24 protein-coding genes are annotated in these 25,182 nt (G+C 73.4%); 16 read left to right on the forward strand and 8 right to left on the reverse strand.

The genetic code is table 11. The annotated features are described in order from the left end of the window. Positions 1–320 precede the first annotated feature (320 nt). The gene (locus OG403_RS30255; RefSeq protein WP_329569988.1) at positions 321–1,055 is read left to right on the forward strand and encodes a tRNA-dependent cyclodipeptide synthase; all 735 of its coding nucleotides are present in this window, start codon (positions 321–323) and stop codon (positions 1,053–1,055) included. Positions 1,056–1,152: 97 nt separating this feature from the next. Beyond that, positions 1,153–2,364 carry a cytochrome P450 gene (locus tag OG403_RS30260; protein WP_329569990.1) on the forward strand — a complete coding sequence of 404 codons (1,212 nt, stop codon included), beginning with the start codon at positions 1,153–1,155 and terminating at the stop codon, positions 2,362–2,364. A 30-nt stretch (positions 2,365–2,394) separates the two neighbouring features. On the opposite strand, the gene OG403_RS30265 is transcribed toward OG403_RS30260, so the two are convergent. Beyond that, on the reverse strand, positions 2,395–3,204 hold the full coding sequence (locus OG403_RS30265; protein WP_329572647.1) for an inositol monophosphatase family protein: 810 nt from the start codon (positions 3,202–3,204) through the stop codon (positions 2,395–2,397). Positions 3,205–3,326: 122 nt separating this feature from the next. Then, positions 3,327–3,815, reverse strand: coding sequence for a MarR family winged helix-turn-helix transcriptional regulator (locus tag OG403_RS30270; RefSeq protein ID WP_329569992.1), 489 nt, complete (start codon positions 3,813–3,815; stop codon positions 3,327–3,329). Positions 3,816–3,867: 52 nt separating this feature from the next. Here OG403_RS30270 and OG403_RS30275 point away from each other — a divergent pair, with 52 nt between their 5' ends. Beyond that, positions 3,868–4,755: an NmrA/HSCARG family protein gene (locus OG403_RS30275; protein WP_329569994.1), complete on the forward strand. Its 888-nt coding sequence runs from the start codon at positions 3,868–3,870 to the stop codon at positions 4,753–4,755. A gap of 25 nt (positions 4,756–4,780) precedes the next feature. Here the strand turns inward: OG403_RS30275 and OG403_RS30280 are convergent, their stop codons facing one another. Next, positions 4,781–5,572 (reverse strand): MerR family transcriptional regulator, encoded by a 792-nt coding sequence (locus OG403_RS30280; protein WP_329569995.1) that lies wholly within the window; start codon positions 5,570–5,572, stop codon positions 4,781–4,783. Between the two features lie 154 nt (positions 5,573–5,726). On the opposite strand from OG403_RS30280, the gene OG403_RS30285 reads away from it, so the two are divergent. From OG403_RS30285 to OG403_RS30310, 6 genes are all read left to right on the forward strand, one after another. Next, positions 5,727–7,268: a flavin-containing monooxygenase gene (locus tag OG403_RS30285; RefSeq protein WP_329569997.1), complete on the forward strand. Its 1,542-nt coding sequence runs from the start codon at positions 5,727–5,729 to the stop codon at positions 7,266–7,268. Next, positions 7,265–8,200 carry an alpha/beta fold hydrolase gene (locus OG403_RS30290; RefSeq protein ID WP_329569999.1) on the forward strand — a complete coding sequence of 312 codons (936 nt, stop codon included), beginning with the start codon at positions 7,265–7,267 and terminating at the stop codon, positions 8,198–8,200. The genes OG403_RS30285 and OG403_RS30290 overlap by 4 nt, the downstream gene beginning before the upstream one ends. Continuing rightward, the gene (locus OG403_RS30295) at positions 8,197–9,093 is read left to right on the forward strand and encodes an SDR family oxidoreductase (RefSeq protein ID WP_329570001.1); all 897 of its coding nucleotides are present in this window, start codon (positions 8,197–8,199) and stop codon (positions 9,091–9,093) included. Before OG403_RS30290 ends, OG403_RS30295 begins: the two co-directional genes overlap by 4 nt. Before the next feature lie 114 nt (positions 9,094–9,207). Beyond that, the gene (locus OG403_RS30300; RefSeq protein ID WP_329570003.1) at positions 9,208–10,257 is read left to right on the forward strand and encodes a glycosyltransferase family 2 protein; all 1,050 of its coding nucleotides are present in this window, start codon (positions 9,208–9,210) and stop codon (positions 10,255–10,257) included. Positions 10,258–10,302: 45 nt separating this feature from the next. Further along, positions 10,303–11,076 (forward strand): SDR family NAD(P)-dependent oxidoreductase, encoded by a 774-nt coding sequence (locus tag OG403_RS30305; RefSeq protein WP_329570005.1) that lies wholly within the window; start codon positions 10,303–10,305, stop codon positions 11,074–11,076. Positions 11,077–11,199: 123 nt separating this feature from the next. Next, a complete protein-coding gene (locus OG403_RS30310) occupies positions 11,200–13,080 on the forward strand; it encodes an ABC transporter ATP-binding protein (protein ID WP_329570007.1) in 1,881 nt (626 codons plus the stop codon). Here the strand turns inward: OG403_RS30310 and OG403_RS30315 are convergent. Beyond that, positions 13,053–13,721, reverse strand: coding sequence for a lysophospholipid acyltransferase family protein (locus OG403_RS30315; protein WP_329570009.1), 669 nt, complete (start codon positions 13,719–13,721; stop codon positions 13,053–13,055). The two genes, OG403_RS30310 and OG403_RS30315, sit on opposite strands and share 28 nt — an antisense overlap. A gap of 105 nt (positions 13,722–13,826) precedes the next feature. Here OG403_RS30315 and OG403_RS30320 point away from each other — a divergent pair, with 105 nt between their 5' ends. Continuing rightward, entirely contained in the window at positions 13,827–14,291 is a 465-nt protein-coding gene (locus OG403_RS30320) for a cation:proton antiporter domain-containing protein (protein WP_442911014.1), read from the forward strand. Here OG403_RS30320 and OG403_RS30325 read toward each other — a convergent pair. Next, positions 14,214–15,251 (reverse strand): glycosyltransferase family 2 protein, encoded by a 1,038-nt coding sequence (locus tag OG403_RS30325; RefSeq protein WP_329570011.1) that lies wholly within the window; start codon positions 15,249–15,251, stop codon positions 14,214–14,216. The two genes, OG403_RS30320 and OG403_RS30325, sit on opposite strands and share 78 nt — an antisense overlap. A 748-nt stretch (positions 15,252–15,999) precedes the next feature. Here OG403_RS30325 and OG403_RS30330 point away from each other — a divergent pair. The 3 genes from OG403_RS30330 (at position 16,000) to OG403_RS30340 (ending at position 17,024) form a co-directional block, all read left to right on the forward strand. Continuing rightward, the gene (locus tag OG403_RS30330) at positions 16,000–16,266 is read left to right on the forward strand and encodes a hypothetical protein (protein WP_329570013.1); all 267 of its coding nucleotides are present in this window, start codon (positions 16,000–16,002) and stop codon (positions 16,264–16,266) included. A gap of 93 nt (positions 16,267–16,359) precedes the next feature. Beyond that, positions 16,360–16,782, forward strand: a complete 423-nt coding sequence (locus OG403_RS30335) for a YjbQ family protein (RefSeq protein WP_329570015.1) — start codon at positions 16,360–16,362, stop codon at positions 16,780–16,782. 20 nt (positions 16,783–16,802) lie between these two features. Beyond that, positions 16,803–17,024 (forward strand): hypothetical protein, encoded by a 222-nt coding sequence (locus OG403_RS30340; RefSeq protein WP_329570017.1) that lies wholly within the window; start codon positions 16,803–16,805, stop codon positions 17,022–17,024. 33 nt (positions 17,025–17,057) lie between these two features. Here OG403_RS30340 and OG403_RS30345 read toward each other — a convergent pair whose 3' ends face one another. Together OG403_RS30345 and OG403_RS30350 are read right to left on the reverse strand one after the other, a co-directional pair. Further along, the gene (locus OG403_RS30345; RefSeq protein WP_329570019.1) at positions 17,058–20,102 is read right to left on the reverse strand and encodes an SMC family ATPase; all 3,045 of its coding nucleotides are present in this window, start codon (positions 20,100–20,102) and stop codon (positions 17,058–17,060) included. Continuing rightward, positions 20,099–21,268, reverse strand: coding sequence for an exonuclease SbcCD subunit D (locus tag OG403_RS30350; RefSeq protein ID WP_329570021.1), 1,170 nt, complete (start codon positions 21,266–21,268; stop codon positions 20,099–20,101). The genes OG403_RS30345 and OG403_RS30350 overlap by 4 nt, the downstream gene beginning before the upstream one ends. A gap of 338 nt (positions 21,269–21,606) precedes the next feature. Between OG403_RS30350 and OG403_RS30355 the strand changes: the two genes are divergently transcribed. From OG403_RS30355 to OG403_RS30365, 3 genes are all read left to right on the forward strand, one after another. Further along, the gene (locus OG403_RS30355) at positions 21,607–22,215 is read left to right on the forward strand and encodes a hypothetical protein (RefSeq protein ID WP_329570023.1); all 609 of its coding nucleotides are present in this window, start codon (positions 21,607–21,609) and stop codon (positions 22,213–22,215) included. Positions 22,216–22,361: 146 nt separating this feature from the next. Continuing rightward, complete coding sequence (locus OG403_RS30360) at positions 22,362–22,721, forward strand: glyoxalase (protein ID WP_329570025.1); 360 nt, start codon at positions 22,362–22,364, stop codon at positions 22,719–22,721. Between the two features lie 243 nt (positions 22,722–22,964). After that, the gene (locus OG403_RS30365) at positions 22,965–23,759 is read left to right on the forward strand and encodes an SGNH/GDSL hydrolase family protein (protein ID WP_329570027.1); all 795 of its coding nucleotides are present in this window, start codon (positions 22,965–22,967) and stop codon (positions 23,757–23,759) included. A gap of 87 nt (positions 23,760–23,846) precedes the next feature. On the opposite strand, the gene OG403_RS30370 is transcribed toward OG403_RS30365, so the two are convergent. Beyond that, on the reverse strand, positions 23,847–25,160 hold the full coding sequence (locus OG403_RS30370; protein WP_329570028.1) for a chitinase: 1,314 nt from the start codon (positions 25,158–25,160) through the stop codon (positions 23,847–23,849). Positions 25,161–25,182 lie beyond the last annotated feature (22 nt).

Consider the following 25,182-nt stretch of genomic DNA (forward strand, 5'->3'; position numbering starts at 1 on the left):
TCCCGGACCCGGTGTGACCCGGGCGCGCCCCGCGGCCGCCCGGGGCCTGCCCGGCGGGACCGGTCGGACCGGCCCTGGTTTCGCCGGGCGTGAATTCAGCGTCACATTTCGATGAACGCCCGTCAATAGTCCGGTGTTCGGCCGCTCGCTGCTGCCCGCGGCGAGCCGCCCCCGGATTCGCGCGCGCCGCCGTTCGGCTGCCGCGCCCAGCCCGTGCCCGATCGGCCGGGCGGTTTTTCCCTGGATCGTGACTTGTTCCCCTGACTTGCTGCGACCTCACCCCGAGGGTGAATCCAGCCATGCCACGCGGAGGCCGCGCCATGAGCGAATCGCTCATCAGCACCAAGCCCAGCCCGTACCAGGCACTGCCCTTCTCCGACCGCTGCCGCCGGCTGTGGCTGCGCGGCGACCACCTGCTGATCGGAGTCAGCCCCGGCAACAGCTACTTCAGCGCTCGGCGCATCGCCGAACTGGTGACCTGGGGAAGGGAGTTCTTCGACGCGGTGGACGTCGTCCACGCCGACCTGCACGTCGATGCGCAGTTCGAGGCCTTCGGCTACACCCCCGAGCACGCGAAGCGCCGGGCCGCCAAGGAGGTGCGCACCACCGCCCGGCGGATCGAGCGCGGCCTCGCCGAGGCCGGCCTCAACCGGGTCGCCATGCACGCGCTCTCCGACTTCCTGGCCGCGCCGGCCTACCAGCGGCTGCACGCCGAGGTGCGGCGGGCGCTGCGCGAGGACCCGGTCCTCCGGGAGGCCGCCGAGGGCATGGCGCGGGCCTTCCTGGCCGGCCGACTGCCGACCGGAGTGGCTGCCGACGCCGGGCAGTTGGCCGCCGGGCTGCGCTACATCTGCGCGGAACTGCCGTTCTTCCTGGACACCCCCGCGCTGCTCGGCAGGGCCAGTTCGATCTCCTGCTACCACGTCGAACTCCCGCTGACGCCAGTGCTGTTCGGCCGTAGCGAGGGGCTGCGCGCGGCGCCCACCCAGGGATACGCGGTGGTCCGGCCGGTCGAGGAGCCGTCACCGGAGGCCACCGAGCCGCTCGCCGCCTGACCGGCTCCAACGAGCCAACAGCCCTGCCTGTCAAGGCCGTTCAACATCGTTCAATGTCGTTCCAGCTGATCCACGTCAGTCAAGGAGAAACACCTACATGACCACCAGCACGCCGGACCGAGCCGAGCTGCCGACTTTCCCACTCTCCCGGCGCGGCGACGTGCTCCCCGCGGAGGCCGAACGGCTGCGCGCGGAACAGCCGGTGGCCCGGGTCCGGACCATGACCGGCGACGAGGCCTGGCTGGTGAGCAACTACCGGCTGGCCAAGCAGGTGCTGGAGGACGACCGGTTCAGCCTCAAGGACACCGCCAACCCCGGCGTGCCGCGCCAGTACGCACTGACCATCCCGCCGGAGGTGGTCGACAACATGGGCAACATCAACAGCGCGGGGCTGCGCGACGCCGTGATGAAGGCCCTCTCGCCGCGCGCCGACCAGGAGTTGGGCGGCTGGCTGGAGGCACAGGCGCACCAGCTGCTCGACCGGGTGGTCGCCGACGGCGCGCCCGCCGACCTGCGGGACGCCTTCGCCGATCCGTACTCCGCCGCGCTGCACTGCCGGTTGCTCGGCATCCCCACCGACGACTGGCGGCGGCTGATGTCCGGGATCGACCTCGCGTTCATCACCAGCCCCCGGCCCTTCGAGGGTTCGGCCCCCAACTGGTACAAGGACCTCGGCTACCTGCTGGACCGGCTGAACGCCGACCCGGCGCCCACCCGGGGCCTGCTCGGCCGGTTCGTCGAGCTGCGGCGCTCGCCGGACGTCTCGGACCAGGTGGGTGACGAACTGCTGGCCACCGTGGCCCTGTCGCTCTTCGGCGCGGGCGCGGTGAGCACCTCGGCCTTCCTGCAGCACGCGATCATCGCGCTCGCCCGGCAGCCCGAGCTGGCCGACCGGCTGCGCGCCGAACCGGCCGTGATCGGGCGCGCGGTGGACGAACTGCTGCGCTACAACCTCTCGATCGGCGACGCGCTGCCCCGGATCGCGCTGGCGGACGTGCGGGTCGGTGAGGTGGCGATCAAGGCGGGCGAGCTGGTGCTGATCCTGATCGAGGGCGCCAACCACGACCCGGAGGTCTTCCCCGAACCGCAGCGGATCGACTTCGACCGGACGAGCAACCCGCACCTGGCCTTCGGGGGTGGCCGGCACTTCTGCCCCGCCTCCGCCCTCGGTCGCACCCACGCGGAGATCGCGCTGACCGCCCTGGTAACGCGGCTGCCCGGCCTGCGGCTGGCGCTGCCGGCGGCGCAACTGGCCTGGCGTCCGGGCTTCATCAAGCGCCTGCCGGAGCGGCTGCCGGTGCTCTGGTGAGCTGAGCCGAAGGGGGTTCGACGACAGGCCTTAGCGGCTCTGGTCGTCCTGCCCGAGCAGGATCGCGCGGGTCCGCTCCCAGGTCTGCTGGTCGCAGGCGACCAGCAGACCGTCCTCGCCGCCGGGCGGGTCGGCGCGGTAGGGGGAGCCGTCCAGCCGGGCCGAGACGCCGCCGCTCTCGCGGACCAGCAGCGAGCCGGGGGCGTGGTCCCAGGGCAGGGTGCGCCAGTAGAAGAGGAAGTCCATCTCGCCGTCGGCGATCAGCGGGTACTCGATGCCGGCCGCCCGCCGACCCTCCGTCAGCTGTCCGAAGGCGGACGGCTCGGCCGTGAGGCCGGGGAACCGGCCCACGCGCAGGTAGGACTTGGCCAGGCCGCGCCACCGGGCCGGATCGGGGTGGGCCGGGGTGCGGGTCAGCCGGTGGCCGTCGCGCCAGGCGCCCGCGCCCAGTTCGGCGCTGTAGGCGGTGCGGGTGACCGGATGCCAGATCCAGGCCGCGACCGCCTGCCCGTCGCGGACCAGTGAGGCCATCACGGCGAAGTCGGGTCGCCCGGCGACGAAGTTGCCGGTCCCGTCGATCGGGTCGACCAGCCAGCAGGCGGGCTCGTTCTGCAGCGCCCGGGCCAGCCCGGGATCGGCGGCCACCGCCTCCTCGCCCACCACCGGCACGGGCAGCAGTTCGCGCAGCCGCCGGGTGATGATCATCTCGGCCTCCCGGTCGGCGACGGTCACCAGGTCCCCGGGGGCCTTCTCGATCACCTCGCCGGCCGCCAGCGCCCGAAACCGCGGCTCAACGGCCTGCGCCGATGCCTCGACGAGGATCTCGGCCACCTTCTCCATGAGCACGCCGGTGCGCTCCCTTCGCTCGGCTACCACTCTCGCACGCTCGATCGGCCGCGACGCGCGCCGACCACCCGCTGGACACCGTCCGCGCGTCGCCCGTCCACCGGATCGAGCGCTCTCTAGTCAAGGGGCGGCCGCCCCGCCAGCCGGGCGACCTGACGGCGTCCCAGCTCGGTGGTCCGCCGCATGTGGCGGATCAGCAGCGCCAGTTCGGCCTCGTCGTCCTCGGTGAAGAGCGCGTCCCAGTCCGGGCTCAGCTCGCGCCACAGGTCGCCGAAGCGCACCATCGCCGCCGGGACCAGCTGGACCAGGACCCGGCGCCGGTCCTGGGTGTCGCGGGCGCGGGTCACATAGCCCGCCTTCTCCAGCCGGTCGACCAGGCGGGTGGCCGAGCCACTGGTCAGCCCGGTCAGCTCGGCGATCTGGCCGGTGGTGACGGCGCCCGCTTCGAGCGAGAGCAGGTTGAGGCACTGCACGTCCGTGGGGTGCAGGCCCAGGTGGTCGGCGACGGCCTGGTTGAACAGCACGTAGGAGGCGATGTAGCGCCGGGACTCGGCGCGCAGCTCGGCCAGCAGGTCTTCGCGGGTCATCCGGTCCTCGCGGGTCATGGGCCCTCCGTAATTAGTTGCGCCACGCAGGCAATGGTTTTAGGTTTGCTGCATGACACAGCAATTCTATGCCGTCACCGGTGCCACCGGTGCCCAGGGCGGCGCCGTCGTCCACGCCCTGCGCCGCGCCGGCCACCCGGTCCGCGCGCTGACCCGCGACCCCGCCTCGCCCGCCGCCGCCGAGCTGCGCGCGCTCGGCGCGGAGGTCGTCCGGGCCGACTTCGACGACCCGGCCTCGCTGCTCGCCGCCCTCACCGGGGCCGACGCGCTCTTCGCGATGTCCACGCCGTTCGGCGCCGGGTCCACGCCGTTCAGCACCGGCTTCGCCGCCGAGACCCGCCAGGGCATCGCGCTGCTGGACGCGGCGGTGGCGGCGGGCACCGTGCGGCACGTGGTGTTCAGCTCCGCGTCCAACGCCGACCGCGGCACCGGGATCCCGCACTTCGAGAGCAAGCACCTGATCGAGCGGCACCTGGCGACCCTGCCGCTCGGCCACACGATCCTGGGCCCCGGTGTCTTCATGGAGAACTACGCCAACAGCTGGACCCTGGAGCTGCTGCGCCAGGGCGTGCTCGCGCTGCCGATGCCGGGCGACCGGCCGCTGCCGGTGATCGCGGCGGCCGACATCGGCGCCTTCGCGGCCCTCGCCCTCACCCGGCCCGAGCGCTTCGCCGGCCGCCGGATCGACATCGCCTCGCAGTGGCGCACGCCGGTCCAGCTCGCCGCGGCGATCAGCGCGGCCTGCGGGCGCGAGATCGTCCACCGGGAGGTCCCGTTGGCCGAGGTGGCGGGCTACTCGCCGGACCTGGCGGCGATGTTCCGCTACTTCCAGCAGGTCGGCCTGGAGGTGGACGTCGAGGCGCTGCACCGGGACCACCCGGAGGTCGGCTGGCACACCATGGCGCGCTGGGCCGCCGAACGGACCTGGGACCTGGGCTGACGCACCGAGCTCGCTGCCGCCCCCGCTACCGCCGCCGGCGCAGCAACTCCTCGTACTCGGCGTGCACCCGGCGGTCCAGCGCCAGGCCGAACTGGGCGTCCGCCACGGTGCGGGCCAGCGGGCGGATCCGGGTCAGCTGCTCGGTCAGGTGGGCGGCCTCGCCCGGCGGCAGCGGCCGCTCGTCGGCCAGCACGGCGAGCAACTGGTCGCGGATCAGGCCGACGAAGACCTCGGCCACCGCGTCCGCGTACTCCTGGGCCTTGCGGCTGGCGTCCAGCACGGCGGCCAGCGGCACGCCCTCCTCGATCAGCGCGACGGTGGCGTCCATCAGTCGGCGGCTGACGTGCGTGATGCCGTCGTCGGTGACCGTGATGTAGCCCTGGGCCAGCGACTCGGCGGTGTTGGCCTCGGTCAGCTGGTCGCCGAAGGCCGCGCGCAGTTCGTCCCAGCTCAGCGAGACCGGGGTCTCGTCCGACCACGGGGAGATGATCGCGGCCTCCAGGCCGATCAGCGCGGCCACGCCCCGGCCGCTCTCGCCGGCGCCGATCAGCTCGGCGATGCCGCCCAGGGTGTGGCCGCGCTCCAGGAGTTCGGCGATCACCCGCAGCCGGGCCAGATGCGCCTGGCCGTACCAGGCGATCCGGCCCGCCATCCGCGGCGGCGGCAGCAGCTTGCGCTCGCGGTAGAAGCGCAGCGTGCGGGTGGTGATGCCGGCCGCCGCCGCGAGCTCGGCCACCCGGTACTCGCGGGGCCCGCTCTCTCCCCCCGAGCCCTCGCTCTCCGCGCCCTCGCTCTCTGGCACCTCGATCTCTGACACGCCGCCAGCATAGGGCGGGGAGCAGGGGAAAATCGGCCCGGTCGGACTCCTTCCTAGACGCGCTGTCAACAGCTACCCTGCCAATCGTGCCAGTAATCACTGGCGCGATTGGCCTCCTCGTACGCTTAGGCGCCCCCAAGAGAGGACCCGCCGCATGGCAGCCAGCAGCTCCGAGCAACGCACCCGGCCGCAGTCACCCGAGGCCGTCCCGCATGTGCGGGTCGCCGTGATCGGCTCCGGCTTCGGTGGGATCGGCGCCGGCGTGCGGCTGCGCCGGGCCGGCATCACCGACTTCGTGATCCTGGAGCGGGCCGACTCGGTCGGCGGCACCTGGCGCGACAACAGCTACCCCGGCTGCGCCTGCGACGTCCCCTCGCACCTCTACTCCTTCTCCTTCGCGCTCAACCCCGACTGGCCGCGCAGCTTCTCCGGCCAGGGCGAGATCCGCGCCTACCTGGAGCGGGTCACCGACACCTTCGGCGTGCGCCCGCACCTGCGGCTCAACCACGAGGTCATCGAGGCCCGCTGGGAGGCCGAGCAGGCCCGCTGGCGGGTCACCACCACGCGCGGCTGCTGGACCGCCGACGCCCTGGTCTCCGCCACCGGACCGCTCTCCGACCCGGCCGTCCCCGAGCTGCCGGGGCTGGCGGAGTTCCCCGGCCAGGTCTTCCACTCCTCCCAGTGGGACCACGACCTCGACCTGACCGGCAAGCGGGTCGCGGTGGTGGGCACCGGCGCCTCGGCGATCCAGATCGTGCCCGCGATCCAGCCCAGGGTCGGCCGGCTGACGCTCTTCCAGCGCACCCCCGGCTGGGTGCTGCCGAAGGTGGACCGGGAGATCAGCGAGCTGGAGAAGCGGGTGCACCGGGCTGTGCCGGCCACCACCGCGCTGCGCCGGGCGGCCCTCTTCGCGACCCGCGAGCTGCAGGTGGACGCCTTCGTGCGCCGCCCCGGCGCGCTCAAGCTGGTGCAGAAGCTGGCCGAGCGGTACCTGGCCCAGCAGATCCGCGACCCCGAGCTGCGGGCCAAGCTCACCCCCGACTACCGGATCGGCTGCAAGCGGATCCTGCTCAGCCAGACCTACTACCCGGCGCTGGCCGCGCCCAACGCCGAGGTGGTCGCCTCCGGGCTGCGCGAGGTGCGCGGCTCGACCCTGGTGGCGGCCGACGGCAGCGAGCACCAGGCCGACGTGATCATCTTCGGCACCGGCTTCCACGTCACCGACATGCCGATCGGCGCCAAGGTCTTCGGCGACCAGGGGCAGAGCCTGGCGGAGGAGTGGAAGGAAGGCATGGAGGCGCTGCGCGGCTCCACCGTGCGCGGCTTCCCCAACCTCTTCTTCGTGATCGGCCCGAACACCGGGCTCGGCAACAGCTCGATGATCCTGATGATCGAGTCCCAGCTGAACTACCTGATCGACGCGCTCGACACGCTGCACTCGGTGGGCGCCACCGCGCTGCAGCCCACCGAGCGGGCCCAGCGGCACTGGAACCAGCGCCTGCAGCACAGGATGTCCCGCACGGTCTGGACCACCGGCGGCTGCCGCAGCTGGTACCTGACCGAGGACGGCAAGAACACCACCCTGTGGCCCGGCTCCACCAGCGCCTTCCGCCGCGCCACCCGCCGGATCGACCTGGCCGAGTACGACCTGATCAAGCGTCAGGTCCCCGCCGCCCCCGTGGAGGTAACCGCGTGAACCACTCCGATCTCGTGCTGCCCGAGCCCGCCGAGCGGCTGCGGGTCCGCTCCGCCGACGGCAGCTGGCTGAACGTGGAGGCCTTCGGTCCCGCCGGTGCGCCGATGGTGGTGCTGGCGCACGGCTGGACCTGCAGCACCGCGTTCTGGGCGCCGGTGGTCAGCCGGCTGGCCACCGACCACCGGGTGTTCGCCTACGACCAGCGCGGCCACGGCCGCAGCGACATCCCCGCCACCCGGCGCGGCTACTCCACCGAGGCGCTGGCCGACGACCTCGAGGCGGTGGTCACCCGGGTGGTGCCCGAGGGCGAGCAGGCCGTGCTGGCGGGTCACAGCATGGGCGGGATGACCATCATGGCGGCCGGCGGCCGCGGTGCGGTGGCCGCCCGGACGGCGGCGGTGCTGCTCTGCAGCACCGGCCCGAACGACCTGACCGACCAGTTGCTGGTGGTCCCGCCGGCCCTGCGCGCACCGGCCGTCCGGCGGCTGCTGCACCGGCAGATCCTGCAGTCCCGGCTGCCGCTCGGCCCGGTCACCGGCCTCTCCAGGGCCCTGCTGAAGTACGCCACGATGGGGCCGGCCACCCCCGCCGAGCGGGTCGCCGCCTGCGCCGCGATCGTGCACGCCTGCCCGACCCCGGTGCGCGCCCACTGGGCCCGGGTGCTCGGCGAACTGGACGTCCGGCCCGGCCTGACCATGCTCGAGGCGCCCACCGCGATCCTGGTCGGCAGCCACGACAAGCTCACCCCGCCGGTGCACGCCCGCGCCATGCGCGCCGCGCTGCGCCGGGCCGACGGCCTGACCGAACTGCCCGGCACCGGCCACATGGCGCCGGTGGAGCGCCCCGACGAGGTCGGCGCCGAGATCCGCCGCCTGGTCACCAGCCATCTGACCGGCACCCACCCGACCCGCGAGAGGACCGACGTCGCATGAGTGTTCCGCCGCTGCACGCCCAGGTCGTCGTGGTCACCGGAGCCGCCCGCGGCCTCGGCGCCCTGATGGCCCGCAAGCTGGCCGACCGCGGGGCCCGGGTGGCCCTGGTCGGCCTGGAACCGGCCGAGCTGAAGGCCGCCGCCGAGCTGTGCGGCCCGGAGGCGACCAGCTGGGAGGCCGACGTCACCGACCTGGTCGCGCTCAGTGCCGCGGCCCAGCGGATCAAGGAGCACTACGGCCGGATCGACACCGTGGTGGCCAACGCCGGCATCGCGATCGGCGGGCCGCTGCTGGACAGCGACCCGGCCGCCTACAACCGGGTGATCGAGGTCAACCTGCTGGGCGGCGTCACCACCGCGCGGGCCTTCCTGCCGGCGCTCACCGAGACCCGCGGCTACCTGCTGCAGATCGCCTCGCTGGCCGCGATCACGCCCGCGCCGCTGATGAGCGCCTACTGCGCCAGCAAGGCGGGCGTCGAGGCCTTCGCGCACGCGCTGCGCGCCGAGGTCGCCCACCAGGGCGTCAAGGTGGGGGTCGGCTACCTGAGCTGGACCGACACCGACATGGTGCGCGGCGCCGACCAGGACGACGTGATGCGCGAGATGCGCGCCAAGCTGCCCTGGCCGGCCAACCGGACCTATCCGATCGGCCCGGCGGTGGACCGGCTGGTGGCCGGGATCGCCCGCCGCTCCGCGCACGTCTACGCCCAGGCCTGGCTGCGCGGGATGCAGCCGGTGCGCTGGATCCTGCCGTCGCTGGTGGCCGCCGTCGGCTCCCGCGAGGTGGCCCGGATGGCGCCCCGGCTGGCCGCCACCGCCGCTGCCCGGCTGCGCCCGGTGGGTGCGGGCGGGGCGGCCGACGAGGCGTCCCGGGGCAGTCGGGCCGGACGGTAGGATCGGCCATCGTCACACCGCTGGCCGGTCACTCCCGGTGACCGGCCACCGGTCGATCGCACGAGCCTGATCGTCCGGTCGCACGCCCCTGATCGTCGAAAGGCCGCGCAGCCGATGGCCCCTCGCCTCTCCGTCGTCGTCCCGATCTACAACGTCGAGCGTTACCTCGAGGAGTGCCTCGACTCGATCGCCGCGCAGACCTTCGAGGACTTCGAGTGCGTCATGGTCGACGACGGCTCGACCGACTCCAGCGCCGCCATCGCCAAGGTGTACGCCGCCAAGGACGCGCGGTTCCGGCTGGTCCAGCAGGAGAACAAGGGCCTGGGGGCGGCCCGCAACACCGGCTGGCGGCAGCTGGCCGAGGGCACCGAGTACCTGGCCTTCGTGGACAGCGACGACACCCTGCCGCCCGGCGCCTACCAGCTGATGATCAGCACGCTGGACCAGACCGGCTCGGACTTCGCGGCCGGCAACGTGCTGCGCTTCCGCTCGACCGGCTCCTACCAGTCCGGCGCGCACGTGAAGCCGTTCCGGCAGACCCGGCTGAAGACCCATGTCACCGAGCTCCCGCCGCTGGTCACCGACCGGACCGCGTGGAACAAGGTCTACCGGCGCGAGTTCTTCGACGGCGCGGGCATCCTGTACCCCGAGGGCATCCTGTACGAGGACGCCCCGGTCAGCGTGCCGCTGCACTACCTGGCCCGCGCCGTGGACGTGCTCGCCGAGCACATCTACCACTGGCGCGAGCGCGAGCTGGACGACCCGTCGATCACCCAGGGGCGCACCAACCCCAGGGGCCTGGTGGACCGGGTCCGCTCGATGGAGCTGGTCCGCGAGTGGCTGCTGGCCCGCCCCGAGCCGAAGTTCGCCGAGCACCTGCGCTCCTACGACCACAACTGCCTGGTCGAGGAGATCCCGATGTTCTTCTGGTGGGTGCCGGACGGCGACAAGGCCTACCGCGAGCTCTACCAGCAGCACGTCAGCCGGCTGCTGCAGTCGATCGGCACCGAGCGGATCCGCGACCTGCGCACCCCGCTGCGGGTCAAGTACCAGCTGACGCTGGGCAACCGGATGGACGAGTTCGTCGCGCTGCAGCGCTTCCACCGGCTGTACCGGCGCCGGATGCGCCAGCTGCGCGCCCGGGCGGCGGCCGCCAAGGCCTGACACCCCGTCAGCGCGGGCAGTCGACCGACCCGCTAGCGTCGCGCCATGACAACTGCTCTCATCACCGGCGCGACCGCCGGTATCGGTGCCGCCTTCGCCCGCCGGCTGGCCGCGGACGGCCACGACCTGGTGCTGGTCGCCCGCGACACCAAGCGCCTGACCGAGGCGGCGCAGGCGCTGACCGACCGCTTCGGCGTGCACACCGAGGTGCTCACCGCCGACCTGGCCACCGAGGCGGGGATCGGCGCGGTCGAGGAGCGGCTGCGGGAGGCGGAGCGGCCGGTCGGGATCCTGGTCAACAACGCCGGCTTCGGCAACCAGGGCGCTTATCTGACCGCCCCGCTGGAGCAGGAACTGGCCATGCTCAAGGTGCACATCGAGGCGGTGCTGCGGCTGACCAGCGCGGCGGTGCCCGGGATGCGCGAGCGCGGCTTCGGCGGCGTGGTCAACGTGGCCTCGGTGGGCGCCTACGTGCCGCGCGGCACCTACGGGGCGAGCAAGGCCTGGATGGTCAGCTTCACCCTGGGCGCCGCGCGCGACCTGGCCGGCAGCGGGGTGCGGCTGCTGGCGCTCTGCCCCGGCTTCACCCGCACCGAGTTCCACCAGCGGGCCGGCATGGGCACCAAGAACGTCCCGTCCTGGGCCTGGCTCGCCGCGGACCGGGTGGTCGACGAGGCGCTGCGCGACCTGGCCCGGGGCCGCAGCCTGTCGGTGCCGAGCAAGCGGTACAAGCTGGTGGTGGCGATCGCCCGGCTGCTGCCGGCGGGCGGGCTCGGCGGCTTCTCCTCGAAGGCGGCCCGGACATATCGGGCAGACTGACAGGATCCAGACGTTCCCCGGGGTGGGCCGGCGGCGTACGGAATAAATGGGTGGGCGTAGCTCATTATTAGGTCAGCTAACAATGAGCTATCCTCTTCATGTTGCCGTCCCCCAGGAGGTCCCATGAGGCCAGACACCATCAACTGGACACCGCCCGTCCGCGACCCGGACGAGCCGCGCCCGCCCGCGCAACTGCGCCGGATCCTGGCGCTGTTCCGCCCCTACCGCGGGCGGCTGGCGGTGGTCGGGCTGCTGGTCGGCGCCTCCGCCGTGGTCTCGGTGGCCACACCGTTCCTGCTGCGGGCCGTGCTCGACGTGGCCATCCCGCAGGGCCGCACCGGCCTGCTCAGCCTGCTCGCGCTCGGCATGATCGCGGCCGCCGTGGTGAACAGCGTCTTCAACGTGCTGCAGACGCTGATCTCCACCACCGTCGGTCAGCTGGTCATGCACGACCTGCGCACCGGCGTCTACACCCACCTGCAGCGGATGTCGCTGGCCTTCTTCACCCGGACCCGCACCGGCGAGGTGCAGTCCCGGATCGCCAACGACATCGGCGGCATGCAGTCCACCGTCACCTCCACCGCCACCTCGCTGGTCTCCAACCTGACCACCGTGGTCGCCACCGTGGTCGCCATGGCCGCGCTCGACTGGCGGCTGACCGTGGTCTCGCTGCTGCTGCTCCCGCTCTTCGTCTGGATCAGCCGCCGGGTGGGCAACGAGCGGCGCCGGATCACCACCGAGCGCCAGAAGCAGCTGGCCCGGCTCTCCTCGGCCGTCCAGGAGTCCCTCTCGGTCAGCGGCATCCTGCTCGGCCGCACCATGGGGCGCTCCGACTCGCTCGCCCGCGAGTTCACCCAGCAGAGCGACGAGCTGGCCGACCTGGAGGTGCGCTCCAGCATGGCCGGGCGCTGGCGGATGAACGTGATCCAGATCGTGATGTCCGCGATGCCGGCGGTGATCTACTGGGCGGCCGGTCTGACCGCGGGCCACGGCGGCACCCCGATCGTCTCGATCGGCACCCTGGTCGCCTTCGTCACGCTCCAGCAGGCGCTCTTCCGCCCCTCCGTCCAGCTGCTCTCCACCGGCGTGGACGTGCAGACCTCGCTCGCGCTCTTCCAGCGGATCTTCGAGTACCTGGACCTGCCGGTGGAGATCGCCGAGCCCGCCGACGCGGTGCGCCTGCCCGCCGTGCGCGGCGAGGTCCGGTTCGAGCACGTGGACTTCGGCTACGACCCCGAGCGCCCGGCCGGCACCCTGGCCGACATCGACCTGACCGTCCCGGCCGGCAGTTCGCTGGCCCTGGTCGGTGAGACCGGTTCCGGCAAGACCTCGCTCAGCTACCTGGTCCCGCGCCTGTACGACGTGACCGGCGGCCGGGTCGCCATCGACGGGGTCGACGTGCGCGAGCTGGCCTTCGAGACGATCTCCTCGGCGGTCGGCGTGGTCTCCCAGGAGACCTACCTGTTCCACGCCTCGGTTGCCGAGAACCTGCGCTTCGCCAAGCCCGAGGCCACCGACGAGGAGCTGGTCGAGGCGGCCCGGGCGGCCCAGATCCACGACCACATCGCCGGCCTGCCGGACGGTTACGACACCCTGGTCGGCGAGCGCGGCTACCGCTTCTCCGGCGGCGAGAAGCAGCGGCTGGCGATCGCCCGCACCATCCTGCGCAACCCGCCGGTGCTGATCCTGGACGAGGCGACCAGCGCGCTGGACAACCAGACCGAACGGGCCGTCCAGCAGGCGATCGACGCGCTGGCGGTGGGGCGCACCACGATCACCATCGCGCACCGCCTCTCCACGATCCGCCAGGCCGACCAGATCGCGGTGCTGGAGGCCGGCCGGGTGGTGGAGCTGGGCACCCACGAGGACCTGCTCGACCTCGGCGGCCGCTACGCGGCGCTGCTGCGCCGCGAAGCGCCGACCGGGCCCGAGCACGCGGGCGGGCCCGGTGAGCCGGTCGCGGTGGGCGCGGCGGCTCAGGCGGCCTTGGGCGACTCGTTGTAGACCGGGGCCAGCTCCTGCTCGGACAGCTCGTGGATCGCGGCCATCACCTGGTCGGTCACCTGGCGGCGGGCCTTGGCCGAGCGGGCCTGGCCGTGCAGCTCGGAGAAGTCCAGCGGCTCGCCGAACCGCACCGTCACCTTGCGCAGCCGTGGTCGGCGCTTGCCCACCGGCAGGATCTTCTCGGTGCCCGCCAGCGCCACCGGCACCACCGGGACGCCGGCGGTCAGCGCCAGCCAGGCGACGCCGGTCTTGCCCCGGTAGAGCCGGCCGTCCAGCGAGCGGGTGCCCTCGGGGTAGATCCCGAAGGCCTTCTTCTCCTCCAGGATCTCCAGCGCGGCGTTCAGCGCGGCCTGGGCCAGGTGGACCTCGCCGCGCTGCACCGGGACGGCGTCGATCGCCTTGAAGAACGCCCGGGACAGCCGGCCCTTGAAGCCGGTCCCGGTGAAGTACTCCGCCTTGGCCAGGAAGCTGATCGGGCGCGGTGCGGTGAGCGGGATCACCACGCTGTCGATGAACGACAGGTGGTTGCTGGCCAGGATCACCCCGCCCTTGCGCGGCACGTTCTCCAGCCCCTCGATCCTCGGCCGGTAGACGGCCTTGGCGAGCGGCTTGAGCACGAGCTTGGTGATGATCTTGATCATGCGGACCCTCCCCGGGCACCTGGTCCTGGACCGTCCCGGTGCCGACTGACGCTTTTTCTAGAATGACCTTTCATACCATCAGCTCGACGGGACGGGGCGGCAAGGGTGAGCGGAGTCACGACGGTTCTGCTGCTGGTGGTGCTGGCCACCGCGGTTGCCACCGGGGCTCGGCACTGGAGCATCCCCGCGCCCTCCCTGCTGGTGGTGGCCGGGGTGCTGGTGGGGCTGCTGCCGTTCCTGCCCAGGTTCCAGGTGCCGCCCGAGGTGATCAGCGTGGTGGTGCTGCCGCCGCTGCTCTACGCCTCCGCCGAGGAGATCTCCTGGCGCGAGCTGAAAGCGGTCTGGCGGCCCGTCACCGTACTCGCCCTCGGGCTGGTGCTGGCCGGTGCCTTCACGGTCGGCGCGATAGCGACCTGGCTCACCCCGCTGCCGGCCCCGATGGCCTTCGTACTGGGCGCGGTGCTGGCGTCCACCGGGGGGAGCTGTGATCCCTCAGCCGCCGCTCTTGCGCAGGCCCGCCTTCAGGGTGCGCGGCAGCCGCCCCGCCCGGCGCAGTTCGTCGTACGGTAGGCGCGCGTCGCGGGCCGCGAGCCGGTACTGCACACCCTGCACACCGCCCGGGTAGCGGTAGCCGGGCGGACGGTGGGCGGCGAAGTGGGCGGCGATCCGGTGGAAGAAGTCCCGGCGCAGCTCGCCGGGGACCAGACCGGGGGTGTCGTAGATGGTCAGCGCCTGCTTCACGGTCCGCTCGAAGACCAGGGTGCGCAGGTCGTCCAGGTCCGGGCGGCGGTCCAGGAAGGCGAAGATCGCCTCGTACTGGGCGAAGGCGTCGGCGTGCTTGGCGGAGGCGGTGGCGGTGATCGCACCGGGGCGGCCGCGGCGGTAGTTGTAGCAGGAGCGGTCGAGGTAGCGCAGCCGGCGGGCGGCCAGCAGGGCCGGGTAGGTGACCGAGATGTCCTCGTAGAAGCCGCGGCCGAAGGAGACGTCCAGGCTGTCCAGGAACGCGCGGGAGAAGACCTTGTTCCAGACCGAGAGCACCGTGCGCAGCAGCGCCGGGTGCTCGCGCAGGGTGGCACCCTCGGGGCGCTCCAGCGGGGAGCCGGCCAGCAGGTGGCGCCAGGGGTTGGGCTCGGTGCTGTCGTCCGGATACACGTGGTCGAAGCCGAGCAGCAGCACGTCCAGCTCACCGGGCCGCTCGGCGCGCAGCTCCGCCAGCACGGCGTCCAGGGCGCCCTCGGGGAGCCAGTCGTCGCTGTCCACGCACCAGAGGTAGCTGCCGCGTGCCTCGGGCAGCGCGGCGATCCGGGCGCCGCCCAGGCCCTGGTTCTCCGCGAGGTGCAGCACCCGCAGGCGCGGGTCGCGGGCGGCGTAGTCGTCCAGGATCGCGCCGCAGCCGTCGGGGGAGCGGTCGTCGACCGCGATCACCTCGAAGTCCTCGCTCGACTGGCCGGCCAGGATCGAGTCCAGGCAGCGCGGCAGGAACTGCTCCACGCCATGGACGGGGACGACGATGCTGAGGAGGGGAGGCACGGGCGCCACTCTATCGACGTCGCACAACGGCCTCGAACGCCCCTGAACGCCGCTGAGCGCCTCTGCGCGCCGGTGCGGGGCCGAGGTGCCGCCGATCCGCCGCCGGACGTGGCGGGCGCCGGTGCCGCGCCGGAAGCGGCGGCACCGGCGGCCGTTGGCGGCCCGGCCGACCCTCAACGGCCTGCCGCCGATCCTCCACCGCCTGAAGCCGAGCCGCCGCGACATCGGGACGGCCGGACAGTAGACCCAGGAGGTGGTGGAAGCTCTGGTGGTGAAGCTCTGCCGATGAAAGCTCTGCGTTCATCAGTCGAAACCTTGAGTGAGGATACTGTGATCCTGCCCACTCGTGGTTGCTCGGAACAGATACTGCTTGGACATAACGGGCGCGTCAATCCCCCGTGAGCATTCAGTTTCCGAAAGCTATCCGATCGGTGCCGGCCGGACCCGCCCGCCCCGGCCGCGCCTACCCCGGTGGCGGGTGTCCCGCGGGGCGCCGATGTGACGCCCTGTCGGCCCGAACTCCCGTCAGGGAGAGGTACGTGGCTCGCGGTCGGCCGGGTTCAGCGGGTTTGCCCCGGTCGATGGTGCTTATCGATGCTCAGTCGTGACCGTGCCAGGGAGCCCTGATGCCACCTGAGTTGTCATCACGCGATACGGTGGCTCAACACCAGGACGGTTGCGTGAGGACCGTCCCTCATGGAACTCTTCGCCTCACGGCCCTGGCGCCTCGTAGGGGTGGGAAAAACTCATGGAACACATGCAAGTGCGGAACAGGCCCCGCGTGCCGGCCATTCAGTGCGGCGTGGGCGCGACCGGGCGGCGGATCGAACGCCACCTGTCCGTACTCGGCGCGCCTGCCCTCCCGGTGGTCGACACCGCGGAGGCGCTCGGCCTGATAAGGGAACTGACGCCCCGTGGCGTGAGTCCGCATGCCGCGCCGCGGCGCACCACCCGGGTGCTGCTGCTGGCCCCGCTGCGGCGGCTCAAGCGCAGCCTCTTCGGCAGCCGGGGGTAGGCCCTCCGATCTCCCCGGCACCGGGTCGAGGTGCGGTGGATCCGTCGGCGGGGGCGCTTGTCGCGCGCCCCGCCCGCGACGGAGGATGGCGTCATGGCCGACTCCTTCCAGACCCGGACCTTCGAGATCACCACCGGCGACCGCGAGGTCGCCCTGGACATCACCGACCGCTGCGCGGACTTCCTCGGCGAGGCGGCGGCCGGCCGGGACGGGCTGCTCAACGTGTTCGTCCCCCATGCCACCGCAGGCGTGGCGGTGCTGGAGACCGGGGCCGGCAGCGATGACGACCTGCTCGCCGTGCTGCGCGACCTGCTGCCCGCCGACGACCGCTGGCGCCACCGCCACGGCAGCCCCGGCCACGGCCGCGACCATGTGCTCCCCGGGCTGGTCGCCCCGCATGCCACCCTGCCGGTGATCGGCGGCCGGATGGCGCTCGGCGTCTGGCAGTCGGTGGTGCTGATCGACACCAACCGCGACAACCCGCGCCGGACGGTGCGGCTCTCGTTCCTGGGCTGAGGTGTCCGATGATGGACGGCATGACCGACGCCGCTACCGCCGACGACTCCTCCTACTGCGCCGTCCCCGCCGCAGCTGAGTCCGCCCTGAGCGCTCTCGCCGCCGCCGGCCCGGGCGCCGGCCCGCGCGCGGACTGCGTGCTGTGCGGCGACCCCACCGAGTACCCGGCGGGCACGCCGGGCAGCACCTGGTGCCCGCGCTGCGCCTGGCAGCAGGCGCAGCGCGGGGCCTGCTCGGGCTGAGGCCTCAGGTCACGCCGCCGCGCCCGGGCCGGATCAGGCCGCGTCCGGGCCGGTGAGCTGCAGAGTCGAGCCCTGCCGGGCCTTGCGGACCAGCAGCTGGGTGGGAATCCGCTGGCGCAGGTCGGCGACGTGGCTGACGATCCCGACGGCGCGGTCGCGCTCGCGCAGGCCGTCGAGGACGTCCATCACCTCTTCCAGGGCCTGCTCGTCCAGGGTGCCGAAGCCCTCGTCGATGAAGAGGGTGTCCAGCGGCATGCCGCCCGCCTCGTCCGTCACCACGTCGGCCAGGCCCAGGGCCAGGGCCAGCGAGGCGAAGAAGCTCTCGCCGCCGGAGAGGGTGGCGGTGTCCCGCTCGGTCCCGGTCCAGGCGTCGACCACCAGCAGGGACAGGCCCGAGCGGCGGCTGCCGGGACCCCGCTCGTCGCTGTGCACCAAGGTGTAGCGGCCACCGGACATCCGGACCAGGCGGGTGCTGGCGGCGGCCGCGACCTGCTCCAGGCGGGCGGCCAGCACATAGGACTCCAGGCGCATCTTCAGCCGGTTGTCGCCGCTGGTGCCGCCGGCCAGCTGGGCGAGGCGGCTGATCTCGCCGAAGGCCGCGAGCCGGGGGCCCAACTCGGTGGCCAGTCGGCCGAGTCGCCGGCCGAGCTCGGCCAGCTCGCCCTGCCGCTCGCGGGCGGTGTGCTCGGTCGCGGTCGCGCCGCGCAGGGCCTCGATGGCCTGGTGCAGCGCCCGCTGGGCGCGTGGCGGGTCGGCGGGGGGCAGCGCGGCGGCGGCGGACAGTTCGGGGCGGGCCAACTCGTCCTGCACGGCGCGGCGCCGGGCGGCGCGCTCGGCCAGCCGGTGGCGCAGCGCGGCCAGTTGCTCGGCGGGCAGCCCGGCCGCCGCGGCCTGGGCCGGGCCCGCGAAGCCGGCCTCGCCGGCGGTCAGCGCCAACTCCCGCTCGGCCTCGCGCAGCTGGGCCGCCGCCTGGTCCGCGCTGCGGGCGGCCTGGGCGGTGGCGGCGAGCGCCTGGGCGAGTCGGCCGAGCCGCTCGGCGCGGGCGGCCACCGACGGGTCGGTGCCGCGGGCCTCGGCCACCCGGTCGGCCAACTCGGCCCGTTCGGCGGCCAGTGCCTCCAGCCGGGCGGTCCCGGCGGCCACCCGCTCGCGGTTCTCCTGCAGTTGGGCGCTGTAGTGCTGTGCTCGGCGCTCCGCCTGCTCGCGTTCCTGGAGCAGTGCGGTCAGCTCCTCGGCGGCCCGCAGCGCGGCGCGGTGCGCGAGGGTCAGCTCGTCGAGCCGGGCGCCGAGCGCCGCGACCGGCTCGGCGCCGGCCGTCGCCTCGGCCGTGGCCGAGGCGACCCGGAGCCTGGTCAGCTCCTGCTCGGCCGCGGCGGCCTCGCGCTCGGTGCGCTGCTGGGCCTCGACGGCGGCCTGTTCGTCCGCCGCGCGGACTGGCGCGGTGGCGGGGGCGGCCGGCGCCGGATGCTCGGTGGCGCCGCAGACCAGGCAGGCCTCGCCCGCGCGCAGCCGGTCGGCCAGCTCGGCGGCCATCCCGTCCAGGCGGCGCTGCCGCAGGTCCAGGGTGTGCTCGCGGGCGGTGAGCGCGACCCGCTTAAGGGCCAGCAGGGAGTGCTCGGCGCGCCGGCCGGCCGCCCGCAGCTCGTCGCGCCGGTGGGCGGCGGCCAGGCACTGCTCGGCCTCGGCCCGCTGGACGGTCAGCTGCTCGGCCCGGGTGGCGGCGGCCCGCGCCGTCTCCTCGCGGCCGGCCCGGGCCTCGGCGGCGGCCTGCTGCTCGGTCAGCCAGCGTTCGGCCTCCTGGGCCAGCTCCTCGGCCTGGCGCAGCTCGGCCGCCTCGCGCCGCTGGTCGCTCGCGAGCGCGGCGCCCCGCCGCTCGTCGGCGGCCGCCGACTCCAGCCGGCCGATCGCGGCCCGCACCTCGCCCTCGACCCCGGCCAGCTGCTCGGCGGGGGCGTTCGCCGCCCCCGCCGGGTCCCAGAGCGTGGCCAGCCGGCGGCGGCCCTGCTGCTCGGCCGCTCGGGCCCGCTCCTCGGCGGCGCTCGCGGCGGCGCGGGCGCGCAGCGCGGACTCGACCGCCAGCGCGGCCTGGGCCAGCGTCAGCCGCCGCTGCTCGGCCTCCTCCTGATCCTGGGTCCGGGCCAGTGCCTCGGCCTGCTGCAGCGCCTCGGCATGGCGCTGCTGACGGCCGGCCAGCTGCTGACGGTCCGTCAGTTCATGCTCGGCGGCCCGCTCGCGCGCCTTGGCGGCGGCCAGGGCGCAGGCGCTGACCTGGAGCGACTCGGCGGCGTCGGCGCGCAGCAGCGCGGCCCAGCCGAGCGCCGCCGAGGTGAGCGCGCCGTCATCGGTGCCCGGCTCGCCCTCGGCGGGGAGGAACTCGGCGGCGGGGTGGGCCGCCGGGCCGGCCGCCTGCTCGATCCGGCTGACCAGCTCGCGCAGCCGGCGCCGGTCGGCCTGCACCGCCGCCTCGTGCTCGCGGCGCCGCTCGCCCAGCCAGCTCTCCACCCGGCGGTAGCGCTCGGTGTCGAAGAGCTTGCCGAGCAGCTCGGCGCGCTGGGTCGCGTCGGCCTTCAGGAAGCGGGCGAAATCGCCCTGCGGCAGCAGCACCACCTGGCAGAACTGCTCGCGGCTCATCCCGATCAGCCGCAGGATCTCCTCGCCGGTCTCCTGGTGCGAGCGGCTGGCCGCGCGCCAGCCCGGCTGCCCCTGGCCGGCGTCCGCGACCCACTCGCGCAGCAGGGTCTGCGCCTTCTCCACGGTCCAGCCGGTGCCGCGCTTCTTGGGCCGGGGCTGCTCGGGCAGCCGGGTGATCTCCAGTCGCCGCCCGCCCAGGGTCAGCTCCAGGGTGACCTCGGTGAGCTGCTGCGCCTCGGCGTGGTCGCTGCGCACCCGGTTGGCCCGGCGGCTGCCGGGCAGCTCGCCGTAGAGGGCGTAGCAGACCGCGTCGAGCACGCTGCTCTTGCCCGCGCCGGTGGCGCCGCGCAGCAGGAAGAGGCCGCCGGCGGCCAGCGCGTCGAAGTCCACCTGCTGGCGACCGGCGAACGGGCCGAAGGCGGTGAGGGAGAGCCGGTGCAGCCTCATCGGGGCAGCTCCGCCCGCTGCTCCTGGTCGGTGCGGACCCGCTCGAAGCCGTCGCGCAGCCAGTCCCGCTCACGCGGCGCCAGCTCGACCCCCGGGCGCACATGGCGCACGAAGCTCTCGGCCACCTCCAGTTCGCCGCGCCCGCGCACCCGCGAGGCGTAGGAGGCCGGGCCCTGCTCGAGTGCCTGATCGGGTTCGAAGAGCAGCTGCAGGGTGTGCGGGAAGCGGCGGCGCAGCCGCTCCATCGGCTCGCTCGGGCGGGCCGGGTCGGTCAGCGTGACCTGGACCCAGGACTGCTCGTGCTCGGCCAGCGCCGGGTCGGTGAGCAGCTGCTCCAGCGGGCCGCGCAGGCAGGCCAGCGGACGCGGCACCGGGCAGTCGATCCGCTCGGCGGCCACCGAGCCGTCGCCGGCCAGGTCGACCAGCCACATGGTCTTGCGCTGGCGGGCCTCGGAGAAGGAGTAGGCGAGCGGGGAGCCGCTGTAGCGCAGGTGCGGAGCCAGCGTCTGCGCGCCGTGCAGGTGGCCGAGCGCCGCGTAGTGCACTCCGTCGAAGACGCTCGCGGGCACGCTCGCCACGCCGCCCACCGCGATGTCCCGCTCGCTGTCGCTGACCGCGCCGCCGGTGACGAAGGCGTGCGCGAGCACCACCGCCCGGGTGCCGGCCGGGCGGGCCGCCAGATCGGCCCGCACCTGGTCCATCGCCGCGCCGAGGACGGCCGCGTGACCGCCGCGCTGCAGCCCGAACCGCTCGCGCACCAGCAGCGGCTCCAGGTAGGGCAGGCCGTAGACCGCGACCTCGCCGTGCCGGTCGGCGAGCAGCACCGGGGCGGCGCAGCCCTCGGGGTCGGTGCGCAGGTGGATGCCGGCCCGCTCGATCAGCCCGGCGCCGACGCCCAGCCGGCGGGCCGAGTCGTGGTTGCCGCTGATGAAGACGGTCGGCACGGCGAGGTCGGCCAGCCGGTGCAGCGCCTCGTCGAACAGGGCGACCGCCTCCAGGCCGGGCAGTGCCCGGTCGTAGACATCGCCGGCGACCAGCACGGCGTCGACGTCCTGCGCCTCGACCACGGCCACCAGGTGGTCGAGGAAGGCGCGCTGGGCGTCGTGCAGGCTCTCCCGGTGGAAGGAACGGCCCAGATGCCAGTCGGAGGTATGCAGCAGTCGCATGGACCCGACCCTAGCGGGGGGCAGTGACAACCCACGGATGGTCGAGCGCCCCAGGAGTCCCACGACACACGGCGCCGATCACCAGGGGGCGGTCGCCGGTGGCGCTCGGTAGCCTCGGCGGCGGCCGATCGGGTCACCGGTCGGGTCACCGGACCGGGTCGCTGGATCGGGTCGCCGGGGTGCCCCGGGCGGGCGCGAGGGCTGTTCATCGACCTCCTGTTCGGGGAAGATCAACACGTCGGACCCGCGCGAACCCCCCGATCCCCGCGCCGGTGCGCCGACGACCGCAGCGGATCAGACCAGCCGGCCCCGACCGGCCCGACACCGGAGGGGGAGCTATGCAGCGGATCGAGTACAGCGCGGAGATCGCCGAGCTGCTGGGCCGCGTCCGGCGCCGCCCGCCCGCCGGCTGGCCCTGGCGTCCGGGCGAGGCGGTACCGCAGTGGCTGCCGGTCAAGCAGTCCTGGGGCTGGCTCTTCGCGCCGGACGGGCGGGTGCTGACGCTGGTCAACCCCAAGGACGGCATCGTCAGCCTGCCCGGCGGTTCGCTGGAGATCGAGGACGCCGGTGACCCCGGGGCGGCGCTGGCCCGGGAGGCGGCCGAGGAGGCGCAGGCGGTGATCGGCCCCGCGCACTACCTGGGCTACCTCTACGACCGGGTCGGCTCCGCCAACGGCGGCCACGAGTGCGCCCGGGTACGGATGGCCGCCGCGCTGCGCGCGGTGGGACCGAGCCGCCCGGATCCGGCCTCCGGGCGGCACTACCGGCGGTTGCTGGTGGCCCCGGGCCTGGCGGTCGAACTGCTCGGCTGGGGCGCCCCCGGGCTGCGGCAGGCCCGGGTCGCGGTGCAGGCGGCGGTGAGCCGGCTCGGCGTGCCGGAGGCGGCCAACGAGGTGATCGAGGAGCTGCCGGTGACGGGGTGCGAGGTCTTCCCGGCCACCGACTGACGCCCGGTGCCGTGCGTGTCGGTGTGCGTTCTGTGGCCGTGGTGCGTCGATCGGTTCGGCGGGGTGTGGGTTTTCCGGTGAGTCGCCACCGGCCGTCGGCTAGGGTCGGTGGCGTTGCGATGGCCATCCGAGGGGGGAACGCGCAGATGCCTGGGCCGAGCGGCGGTCTCATCCATCACGTCGAGCTCTGGGTCGACGACTTGGTGGCAGCCGAGGAGCAGTGGGCGCCGGTGATGCTCGCGCTCGGCTGTGCGCCGTTCCAGAGTTGGCAGGCCGGGCGCAGTTGGCGGCTGGGTGACTGCTACCTGGTGCTGGAGCAGTCGCCGGCGCTGCGCCCCGGCGGGCACGACCGGTTGCGCGCCGGTCTCAACCATGTGGCGGTGCACGGCTCGCGCGCGGTGGTGGGTGCCGCGCTGGCGGCCGGCTGGACGCTGCGGGTGGACACCGGTGACACCGCGCACCTGGTGGACCGTCAAGGATTTGAACTCGAAGTGGTCTGCGCGTAACGGTTCCTGGTCCGTCCGCACGCCCGGCACACCGCCACCGGGAATCCGGCGTATTTCGAGCGTATTTCCAGCCCGCCTCAGGTTTCCCTCCAGAAAGTCGACGCAGAACCGACATCCTGGCCAACTTCAGTTCCCCGAACGAGAATTCCCGTCAACATATTTGGCATGGGCACTTCCCGGGAGTCGGCGTCACTGGTACCACGGAGTAACCCGCGTCACTCTCCCCGTCCTGATGGAGGTGCAATGCGTTCCATCCGTGCTGTCTCCGGCGGCGTCATGGCTTCGCTTCTCGCCGTGACCACTCTTGTCCTCGCCGCACCCGCGAATGCGGCGGCGGTCAACTACGTCGCGCTCGGTGATTCCTACTCGGCCGGCGTCGGAGCCGGAAACTACGACAGCTCCAGCGGCGACTGCAGCCGGAGCTACAGCTCCTACCCGGAGCTGTGGGCCGGCGCCAACAGCCCGTCCAGCTTCAGCTTCGTCGCCTGTTCCGGTGCGACCACCACGGACGTGCTGAACAGCCAGCTCTCCGCGCTCAACTCCGGCACCACGCTGGTCAGCCTCACCATCGGCGGCAACGACGCGGGCTTCTCCAACACCATGGAGACCTGCGTGCTCGACGGCACCAGCTCCTGCCTGAGCGCGGTCTCCACCGCCGAGTCGTACGCCACCAACACGCTGCCCGGCCAGCTCAGCCAGCTGTACGCGGCGATCAGCGCCGCGGCGCCGAACGCCCGGGTCGTGGTGATGGGCTACCCGGAGCTCTACGAGGTCCCCGGGGACTGCTGGTTCGGCATCAGTGACACCTCGAGAACCGCCATCGACGGGGCCGCCGACACGCTGGACAACGTGATCAGCAAGGCGGCGGCCAACGCCGGCTTCACCTATGCGGACGTCCGCAGTGCCTTCGGCGGGCACGAGATCTGCAGCGACGACGAGTGGCTGCACAGCACCACCCTGCCCATCGACGAGAGCTACCACCCCACCGCCGACGGTCAGTCGCTCGGCTACCTGCCGGTCTTCGAGAACGCCGCCTGACCGGCCCTCGACCGTGCGAACGGCGACCGCCCGGGTGTGTCCCCACACCCGGGCGGTCGCCGTCGTCGTCAGGTCGGTCGGGTCAGGTCAGCACGGACCGTCGTCGGCCCAGACGCCGTACTGCCCGCTCGCGCTCGGGACCTCGTTGAGGGTCCACCACTTGGCGTGGTAGTCCTCCCCGTTGTACGAGACCTTGGCACCGGCGGTGTACGTGGTGCTCGCGCTCCAGGCCGGCAGCGTGCAGTTGCCCGGGGGCGGAGTGACCGGCGGGGTGGAGACCGGCGGCGGCGAGACGGGCGGCGTGGTGGGCGGGGTCGCCCCGGCGAACTGGACGGTGTACTTGGTGAAGTCCCACGGGTTCTGCGTCACGCCGGAGCAGGAGCCCGACAGCCCGGGGTCGACCACCGGCGTGCACTGCCGGTCCCGGTTGACCGACCAGAAGGTGTAGCGGGCCAGCCCGTTGGTGGTGGCGAAGTTGAGCACGGTCTGGAAGTCGGCCTGGGTGAAGTACTCGGCCGCGTCGGTGCGCCCGTTCATCATCGAGACGCCCTCGTGGGCGTAGGCGGTGGCCGCGCTCCAGCCGAAGGTGGTCTGCAGGATGCCGTTGAACGCGGTCAGCGCGGCGACCTGGGCGGCGCCGCCGTTGAACCCGCCGTCGAACGGCATGATCGAGTAGTTGTTCGGCGTGAAGCCCTGCGACTTGGCCTCGTTCAGCATCTGGGTGCCGAACCAGCCGGTGCCGGCGGTGGTCCCGGCGGTGGTGATCGAGATGTAGAGCCCGGGGTTGTTCGCCTGGAGGATCTTCGCCGCGCCGATCTCGTTGTGGATCGCCGCGGTGTTCTCGTACTCCGGCTCCTCCAGGTCGAAGTCGATCGCGTGCAGCCCGTACTTGGTGATCACCTTCTGCTCGGCGGCGGCGGTGGCCTCCGGGGTGCCGCAGTCCTGGCCGAGCTTGTTGCCCGCGTAGCCGCCGAAGGAGACCGAGACGTCACCGCCCTTGGCCCGGATCTCCTGGATCACGGCCGGGATGGTGGTGTCGGTGTCGATCGAGGAGGTGCCGCCCCAGGCCGGGTTGCAGCCGCCGGAGTCGAGGATGAAGGCCAGCTGGAAGGCCTTCTGGCCGGTGGCGTCCATCACCGCCCCGGCGTCCGGGGCGCTGTTGTCCTCCGGCATCAGGTACGGCGCGGAGGCGTACCAGTTGCTGGTCAGCGCGCCGCCGGCGTCGGTCGGGGTGACCGGGGCGGCCAGCGCGGAGCCGCCGCCGGCCAGGGCGGCGAGGGCGCCCGCCAGCAGGCCGAGGGTGGCAAGGCCGGTGGTGACGGCGGTGGTGCGGCGTCTGCGGTGCCGCCCGGTCGGGGCGGTCGGGGTGGCGGACGCGGGAGGCAGCTGGGCGCGTTCCATCGGAACCTCTCCGGAGAATGAC

Source organism: Kitasatospora sp. NBC_01266, from assembly GCF_036242395.1.
Lineage (GTDB): Bacteria > Actinomycetota > Actinomycetes > Streptomycetales > Streptomycetaceae > Kitasatospora.